7 protein-coding genes are annotated in these 7171 nt (G+C 59.1%); all 7 read right to left on the reverse strand.

Features of this window, described 5'->3' with window-relative positions; translation table 11 throughout:
- Window positions 1-183 precede the first annotated feature (183 nt).
- Entirely contained in the window at window positions 184-744 is a 561-nt protein-coding gene (gene raiA, locus G4O04_05210) for a ribosome-associated translation inhibitor RaiA (protein HEY57919.1), read from the reverse strand.
- A gap of 61 nt (window positions 745-805) precedes the next feature.
- Complete coding sequence (locus tag G4O04_05215; GenBank protein HEY57920.1) at window positions 806-1573, reverse strand: ComF family protein; 768 nt, start codon at window positions 1571-1573, stop codon at window positions 806-808.
- Window positions 1574-1591: 18 nt separating this feature from the next.
- Window positions 1592-2545 (reverse strand): type II secretion system F family protein, encoded by a 954-nt coding sequence (locus G4O04_05220; protein HEY57921.1) that lies wholly within the window; start codon window positions 2543-2545, stop codon window positions 1592-1594.
- Between the two features lie 15 nt (window positions 2546-2560).
- Window positions 2561-3529, reverse strand: coding sequence for a secretion system protein F (locus tag G4O04_05225; protein ID HEY57922.1), 969 nt, complete (start codon window positions 3527-3529; stop codon window positions 2561-2563).
- Window positions 3530-3549: 20 nt separating this feature from the next.
- Window positions 3550-4965: a CpaF family protein gene (locus tag G4O04_05230; protein HEY57923.1), complete on the reverse strand. Its 1416-nt coding sequence runs from the start codon at window positions 4963-4965 to the stop codon at window positions 3550-3552.
- A 12-nt stretch (window positions 4966-4977) separates the two neighbouring features.
- Window positions 4978-6183, reverse strand: a complete 1206-nt coding sequence (locus G4O04_05235; GenBank protein HEY57924.1) for a response regulator — start codon at window positions 6181-6183, stop codon at window positions 4978-4980.
- 33 nt (window positions 6184-6216) lie between these two features.
- Window positions 6217-7171 (reverse strand): hypothetical protein (locus G4O04_05240; GenBank protein ID HEY57925.1); only part of this gene is annotated, 955 nt, incomplete at its 5' end.

Here is a 7171-nt window from a genome sequence, read left to right on the forward strand (position 1 = left end):
TTAGAATCATCGAGGTAGTTGAGTTATTACCGACTATAGGTGGTGTAACCTTTTTACATGCTACCTGCCGCCCGGTTGAAACGATGCCCCCCTCGCCAAATGCAGAAAAATGATCCAAACTCACCAAACGGAAACCCCCGCGCGAGGCGCGGGGGGCTTGCACACCTACCATGGGGGCCTGCATTATCCTAATTCAGGCTCGATGATGCCGTATGTGCCGTCACGGCGACGATAGAGCACATTGATCGCATTGGTGTTCACATTGAAGAAAATGAAGAAACTATCGTGGCCCAACAATCGCATCTGCTCGACCGCCTCCATTTCATCCATGGGAGTCAAAACGAAGCGTTTGCGCCGAACGATGACAGGTTCCTCCTCCTCGATCTCTTCCATTGAAGCCAAAGAGGCTTCAGCCACCGAGGTCCGATCTCCACGGCCACGATAGCGCTTTCCCTTGTAGCGACGAATCTGTCGCTGCATCTTGTCCAGGGAGGCGTCCAAAGCTGTCAGAATATCATCAGCCCGCTCTTCGGCACGAAGCATAAACCGCTTGCCGTACACCGTAATCTCTGCCACATACCGATCGTTGGCACTCCGGGCCCCCTTGTCGTGCCCCAAATCGACGCGAATGGTCTGGATTCCCTGAATGTAACGATCCAGCTTGCCTACCTTGCGATCCACGAGATCGTGCAAGCGCTCGTTCAGTTCAAGATTGCGGGTATAGATTTCTACAGGTGCGCTCATAAAATCCTCCTGGAAATAAGCCTGCCTTCCGGCGTTTCAAGTTTATCTTAGCACAAACTTTTCAAAGCGCCAAATCCGCTGCGGCCTCAGGGTGATGCAACACGGCTCGCGCCACCGTGACCGCCCAGATGTGTTCCACACGCCCCTGGTCACGGAGGGTCTGCGCCACGGCGTCCAGCGTAGCGCCCGTCGTCATCACATCATCTACCAGCAAAACCCGTCGAAAAGGAAAAGCGCCCTGCAAACGGAAGGCACCCTCCACATTCCAACGGCGCTCGCGGGCATTCAAGCCCACCTGAGAAGCCGTTTCCCGCCAGCGAAGCACAGCATCGGGGCGAAAGGGCACGCCGAGCCGCTTCGCCAGGGCCCAGGCCAGCCACTCCGCTTGATTGTAGCCACGCTCCCGCTGCCGTTGGGGGCCTAACGGCACCGGCACCACCACTTCAACGGGCCAGCCCTCTCGTTGCACCAGCCAAGCCAGCCACCCGGCCAAGAGCGGGCTTAGCCCTAAAGCCCGACGATACTTCAACGCATGGAGCACCTTCCGGGCGAGGCCCTCCATCAGCGTGTAGGACCGGGCCTGGTCGAAGGCCGGGCGGCGGGCCCTGCACGCCGCGCAGAGCGCGGCCTCACTTTCCCCATGCCCTCCGCGCCCCGGCAAGGGTTGCCCACAGCGAAGACAAAACGGCGGTTGCAAAGGCGGCACCTGCCTCTGACAGGCCAGGCACAGGTACTCCCCCGCCAGGCCACACCCCAAGCATCGGGGCGGCAAAAGCCAGTCCAGGGCCTTTAGAGCGGCCCGGACGCCCCAGGAAGAGGGGCGCAGCATGAATAGGCCTCCGCTGGATTACAATCCCCCGCCCAAGGAACGCATGACGATGAACACTGCGGGCCCCAGGAGCACGATGAAAATCGAGGGCATGATGAGAAACGCCAGGGGAAAGAGCATTTTCACCGGTGCGCGGTGGGCCTCCTCTTCGGCCCGTTGACGACGCTGGACGCGCATCCCTTCGGCCTGAATGCGCAACACATTGGACATGCTCACACCCAACTGCTCCGACTGAACCACCGCCGCCACGAAACTGCGCAACTGAGGCAAATCGACGCGGTCGGCCATATCGCGCAAGGCGTCCTTCCGCGGCTTGCCCAACTGCATCTCGCGCAACACCCGGGCGAACTCAAAGGCCAGTTCATTGGCCCACTTCTCGCTCACCTTACGCATCGCCGCGTCAAAGCCCAGCCCTGCCTCCACACAGATGGTCAACAAATCCAGGGCATCGGGCAACGCCCGGAGCACCTCCTTCTTACGGCGGTTGATCAGCCGCACCAGCCACATCTGCGGGAAGTAATACCCGATCAGGGCAAAGGAAAGCCCCCCAACCAGACTCCAACGCTGGTAGGAAGGCGAAGGAGAGGTAGCCAGCAACCAGTAAACCCCCAATCCAAAGACAATCATACCGCTTAATTGAAAGGCTACCAGCGCGGTGGCATCCAGGTTGTAGGGGCGGCCGGCGAGTTCCAGGCGCTTTTCGGCCTGGGAGACGATGGCCCGCGGCGTAAACTTCAACGCCCACGAACCCACCGCCCGGGCCAGAGGCAAAATCACGCGCTCGGTGAAGGACTGCTGGAGTTCGACTTCTTCCAGCGAGGTCAACTCTTGTCCTGCATCGAGATATTCCGCCAGTCGGGCCTGCAAAGGGTCGACTTTCCCCTCTTCCTGGGCTCTTTGCTCTCGCAAACCAATGTAAGCCAACAGCACCAGGATCCCCAACGCCACGAGCAGAAGCAGAGTCAACGACATCGGGCCCTCCCCAGGTCACACTTCAATTTTGGAAATCCGCTGCATGATGTAATACCCCAAGCCGATCATCGTCAACGCGGTACCCAACATTCCCAGGCCGCAAACGCGGTTTTCGGGCCGCAAGAACTGCCCCATGTAGTCCGGAGCAATGCGATAGATGATCAAAAAGAGCACAAAGGGGATCAGGGAAATGATGGTTCCCGAAAGACGGACCTGGGCCGTGAGCGTGCGAATCTCACCCTGAACCCGAACCCGCTCGCGGATGGTTTCGGAAATCGTTTCCAGTACCTCAGCCAGGTTACCACCCACCTCGCGCTGAACCAAAATGGCCGTGACCACCAGATCGAGATCGTCACTGGGCACCCGGCGGAGCAAATTTTCCAGGGCCCATTCCATGGGAATGCCGATTTGCAATTCCTGGGTCACCCGGCGGAACTCCGTGGAGATGGGCGGGGGCAACTCACGACTCACCGCTTCCATGGCCTGCTGGGTGGAGTAACCAGCGCGCAGCGAATTGACCATCAAATTGAGCATATCCGGCAACTGGGCGTTGAATTGGGTCAAGCGTTGAGATCGCCGCAATCGAACATAAAATCCTGGCCCCATCCACCCTAAAACCACCCCCAATAAGGTAAATAGCGCGTTGCCGCCGCCAAAGGCATAGCCCACCAGGCCCCCCAGAATCAGAGCCAAGAAGCGCAAGGCAATGTACTCGGCAGGGCGCAACCGCAGGTCGGCTTGAGACAAACCCCGCGCAATACCTCCCCACCATTCTGTACGTTCGACCTGCCGGTCCAGCCAGGATTGCAACGCCCCAGGTTCACGGGAGCGCCGCAGTTCATCTGCCTCCATCTCATCTTGTAAATACTGTTCCAGCCGCTTCTCCAGTTGAGCCCGTTCCCCCCGAATGGACAGCACCAGCCCAACCACCAACAAAATCAGGGCCAGACCACCGCCTATGGTGATGAGCAACACCGGACTCATGGCTCTACTCCCTCCCCAACTTACCGCCGGGGGCCAATGCCGAAGATAGAAGCCGGGAGATGAATACCAGCGGCCTCGATTTTGTCCATAAATTTCGGACGCAACCCCGTGGGGCGCAGGCGTCCGTGCACCTTGCCATCTCGATAACCCGCATTTTCGAAGACAAACAAGTCGGTCATGGTGATCACATCCCCTTCCATGCCCGACACCTCGGTAATGGCGACCACCTTGCGCGAGCCATCGCGCATCCGCTCCTGATGGACGACCAAATCGATAGCCGAGGCAATTTGCTCACGAATGGCCCTCACAGGCAACTCCATGCCGGCCATAAGGGACATTGTTTCAATACGGGCCAGCGTGTCGCGGGGACTGTTCGAGTGCACCGTGGTCATGGAGCCTTCATGGCCCGTGTTCATGGCCTGCAACATGTCCAGCGCCTCGCCACCGCGCACCTCACCGACGATGATGCGGTCGGGGCGCATCCGCAGGGCGTTGATCACCAAATCGCGGATGGTCACCTCGCCCTTGCCTTCGATGTTAGGCGGGCGCGATTCCAAAGGCACCACATGCTCCTGACGCAACTGCAACTCGGCCGCGTTTTCGATGGTGATGATCCGCTCGTCCCCGGGAATGAAGCCAGAGAGAATGTTCAGCAGGGTGGTTTTACCGGAGCCTGTACCGCCGGAGATCACAACGTTCAAGCGGGCCACCACACAGGCGCGGAGGAACTCGATGGCCTCAGGGGTGATAGAGCCAAAACGAATCAGGTCCTGCACGGTAAGCGGCGTCTTGAAGAACTTACGGATGGTCAATACAGGGCCGATCAACGAAATCGGCGGAATGACCGCGTTCACACGGGAGCCATCGGGCAAACGGGCGTCCACATACGGGTTGGACTCGTCGATGCGCCGGCCCAGAGGGGCCACGATGCGTTCGATGATGCGCATGACATGGTCATCGCTCTCGAACGAGACCGGCGCCCGCTCGATCTTTCCGCTGCGCTCCACATACACATTCTTGGCCCCGTTGACCATAATTTCGGTGATGGTGTCGTCCTCCAGCAGGGGTTGCAAGGGGCCAAAGCCCAAAATCTCGGCCACGATGGCCTCAAAAAGGCGCTGCTTTTCCACCCGCGATAAAATCACGGCCTCTTCTTGCAAAATCTGCTCGAACAGTTCGTGGATGACACGTCGGACCTCCTGAGTGCGACTGAGATCCAGAGAGGGGTCCATCTCAGCAATCAGCCGGTTCTGCATCCGGGCCTTGAGGTCGCGGTAGGCATCGGTCTGGGTCACCCCTTTGGGGAGGGTCGTCCGGCGCGTTTGCAAATTGCCCAGCCGTGGGTTGACAGAGCGCTCGGCGGGCCCGGTCGTTTCAGGACGCTCTTCCCTACGCCGCTGCCCGCTTCCCTGCTCAATACGCTTCAACAAGGACATGCTTCATCCTCCTTACCCGGCCTCGACCGTCTGCGCCAGTTGCCGCCGCACCGCCCGCGCCAGTTCCATCACGCCCAAAGCTGCTTTCCCACCCACTTTCACCAGGGGCAAGCCCCGCTGAATGGCCCGCCAGGCGGCCTTCAAATCCTCGGGGATGACCGCGGTCACCGACATCTTCAAGTGGTCCGCCACACGCTCTGGGCTCACATTGATCCGTTTGTCGTAGCGCGTCATGGCCAGCATCACCCGCTCCAGAGGCCATTCCATCTTGTGCAAAAGTTCCAGGAAAAGGGCCGCATCCTTGATGGACATCAGGTCCTGAGCCACCAGGAGCACAATCACATCGCTGTGCTCCAACGCCGCCAGGGTAAACTCGTCCAGGGCCGACGCCGTGTCAACGACAATGTAATCGTGGCTGTAGCGCAAAAAGTCGATGATATGCACCAGTTGCTCTGCGTTCAACTGCTCGGCATCCTCTGGGCGCACTGGCGCGGCCAGGATGCGCAGCCCCGTGGACTCGTGCTTCAACAACACCTGGTTGACGATCTCCTGGTCCAGTGCGTCGGCGCGCGGCGCCAGGTCTAAAATGGAATGCTTGCCATGCTGATTGAGGAACAGGGCCACATCCCCAAACTGAAGTTTCGCATCCATGACCACGGTGGGCGTGTCGTCGGCGCTCAACGCGGCCGCCAGGGAGACAGCCACGGTGGTACAACCAATGCCGCCTTTGGGCGCATAGACGGTGATCACCTTCCCCCTTGGAACACTCCCGCTGGTCAGGGTCTCCGGGGAGAGCCCCCCGGTGCTGGGGAGGGCCATCTGTTTTTCACGCTCTTCCTGGGCCAACTTCCCTGCACGCCGAACGGCACCGATGAATTCGTCGATAACCGGCGGTTTGGTCAAAAAGTCACGTGCACCGGCCAGCATGGCGCGGCGCATGTAACTGGGGTCTCCTTGCACCGAGAGAATGACAATCTGCGTGAACGGCAGCCGCCGACGAATCTCTTCAGTAGCGGTGATACCGTCCATGTCGGGCATGTTGATATCCATGATGACCACATCGGGCTGCAATTCCGTGACCATCTGGATACCCTCGCGCCCTCCACTGGCGGCCCCAACCACTTCAATCCCCGGCTCAAACTGCAGCACCCGTTTGAGGTTCTCTCGCGTTTCGGCAATATCATCGACGATTAAAACCCGAATGGGTTCACCGGTCATGTTTCCCTCGCAGCGAATGACGTCTCGTTACGGTTACGGAGCAAGTTGCGCATCGTTCGGCAACACCGGCATCTCGATCCGGTCGATGCGCGGCTCGATGTCATAAGGCAACTTGGCCGGAATGACAAAGCGATACTGGTCAATAATGTACGACAGGGTGACCGCTTCCGTCTTCACCGTTTCGGTATCTCCCGGGGCGCGCAAAGCCAGGGTGAGCACAATTTGCCGGTCCATCAAGTACTTGAGCGCCACCGCGTCCTGAGGCGAGACGATTAGAGTGATGACATCAGGCGGCTTTACTTCCATGGGTTGCTCGCCAACCGGCTGCTGAGGCGAAGGCGCGCCTTGGACTGGTTGCTCAGGCGCAGGTGTCGCCTCAGGTTGCGCCTTGGTCAGAGGGAAAGTGCCCACGTACAAAACCAGCGCATCTTCAATCAGCATTTGCGTCGTCAAACGGGGGCGCTGAGGCTCCGAGGGGGCCACATAGAACGAAGCCCCTAATTCCTCATCATTGACTACCTTTCCCAAATAAGCACCTGAGGTCTCAACCAAAGGGGTCAATGAATATTGCCCCTCACCACTGAATTGTGTGGCTGATTCAATGATGTCAGGTAAACGAGACTGGAAATCCTGATTCACATCGATAATGGGCAAGGTAGCCAAAATCGCCACATGATCCCCCGGGCGGATGGCGTAGGCCACACTGGTCAGCCGCGAAATGGGAATGGAAATAGCCACATATCCCGGCGGGATCCCCAGGGCGGCTGTGGAGCCGGCTTCGCCCAAAGCGGTGGGAGAATCTGCCAAATCGCCCTGGGTCAGGAAAATCCCCTGGGGGATGTCCCGGGCGGCCAGTTTCCCCAATACCTCCTTGGGATCCACAATCTGGCTCTGAATAACCGAATCGGCGGGCACATCCACAACAGCTAGCATGCCTTCCTCGATTCGGGTGCCACGGCGAATGGGCTGCGCTGATATAACCACCGAA

This window comes from Anaerolineae bacterium (assembly GCA_011176535.1).
Lineage (GTDB): Bacteria > Chloroflexota > Anaerolineae > Anaerolineales > DRMV01 > DUEP01.